Annotated in this window: 1 protein-coding gene; it reads left to right on the plus strand. The window is 55.8% G+C overall.

Annotation, left to right across the window (positions count from 1 at the left end):
• Positions 1-72: 72 nt before the first annotated feature.
• Positions 73-1,625, plus strand: a protein-coding gene (locus J1G34_RS26875) for an IS3 family transposase (protein WP_128876004.1) whose coding sequence is annotated in 2 segments (ribosomal slippage) — positions 73-535 and positions 535-1,625 — 1,554 coding nt in all. Because the reading frame shifts where the segments join, the coding sequence is not laid out codon by codon here.
• Positions 1,626-1,663: the final 38 nt, after the last annotated feature.

Genomic DNA, 1,663 nt, shown 5'->3' on the forward strand with positions numbered 1-1,663 from the left:
CCCCCGGTGTCAGGGTAGTTGTCGTGTCCCCCGCTTTTTGAAAAGCATTCCGGGGGCGGCAAGAGTATGGTCATGCCTTTCTATTCAGAAGAACGTAAAGCTGCGCTGCTGAAAATGATGCTTCCGCCCCTGAGTCTCTCGGCGGCGGAGGTCGCCCGGCGCGAGGGTTGCAGCGATATGTCTCTCCATTATTGGCGCAAACAAGCTGCCGCCAGAGGAACGCAATTGTCCGATGCCAAGCAACCGGCCGAAAATTGGTCCGCCGAGTCCAAGCTGGCGATCATCATAGAAACAGGTTCGCTATCGGAACTGGAGATCGGTGAGTACTGCCGACGAAAAGGTATTTTTCCCGAGCAAATAACCGATTGGCGCAACGCTTTTATTGCCGGCAGCACGAAACAGTCAACCGCGAAAACTGCAACCTCCGGACAGTCACGGGATGATAAAAATCGTATCCGTGAACTTGAGCGTGAGCTGCGCCGCAAAGATGCAGCTCTGGCTGAAACAGCGGCCTTACTGGTACTACGAAAAAAGCTCAATGCCTACTGGGGGAGCGACGACGAGGCCAACTGACCTTGTTGCCAGAACGGTATTTACTCGTTGATTGGCTTAATGAAGCCATTCTGGCGGGCGCCCGCAGGGCGCCTGCTTGTCAGGAGGTAGGCATTTCACTGAGGACGCTGCAACGCTGGAGCTTGCCGCAAGAACTCTTGGCAGATGGACGCACGACGACGCTAAGGCCGATACCGAGTAATGCACTCAGTGAGCTTGAACGACAAGGCATCGTGACCCTGTGCAACAGCAAAGCCTATGCGCACCTCCCGCCAAGCCAGATCGTGCCGCAATTGGCCGATGAAGGAAGATATGTAGCCTCGGAGTCAACTTTTTATCGTGTGCTGCATGCGGCAGGTCAGCAGCATCACCGGTCCAGAGCCAAGCGGCCGCATCGCCATGAGGCACCGACCACTTACGCAGCGACTTCAGCTAACCAGGTATGGTCGTGGGACATCACCTACCTGCCGTCCCCGGTTCGTGGGAAATTTTACTACCTCTATCTGATCGAAGACATCTACAGCCGAAAAGCCGTGGGCTGGGAAGTTTATGAAGCAGAGAGCGGGGAAAAGGCAGCAGCGTTGCTGCAACGAAGCGTGACTCAGGAGAAGTGTTGGCGCCAGCCGCTGGTGCTTCACTCGGACAACGGAGCACCGATGAAATCGGTGACGTTACTGACCAAGATGTATGACCTGGGCATCACGCCGTCTCGCGGTCGACCACGGGTTAGCAACGACAACCCGTACTCGGAATCACTGTTCAGGACACTGAAATACTGCCCGCAGTGGCCACAGGCGGGGTTTACCAGCCTGGAAGATGCGCGTATCTGGGTGAGGGATTTTATGACCTGGTACAACACCGTGCACCGTCATAGCCGGATCCGCTTCGTAACACCGGCTCAACGTCATGAAGGAAAAGACCGAGAAATCTTGGCTCGTCGAGATGCGACATACCGGCAGGCCAGAGAGAAAAGACCGGAACGATGGTCAGGAGAGACACGCAACTGGAACCCTATCGGGACGGTGTATCTGAACCCCGAAAGGGAGCTGACCGTGGTAATAAAAGTCGCGTAGCGCGACGGTGGACGCGACAACTACCTTGAAAAACGCCG

Origin of the sequence: Pseudomonas sp. Wu6 (genome assembly GCF_019891515.1) — a bacterium.
GTDB lineage: Bacteria > Pseudomonadota > Gammaproteobacteria > Pseudomonadales > Pseudomonadaceae > Aquipseudomonas > Aquipseudomonas orientalis_A.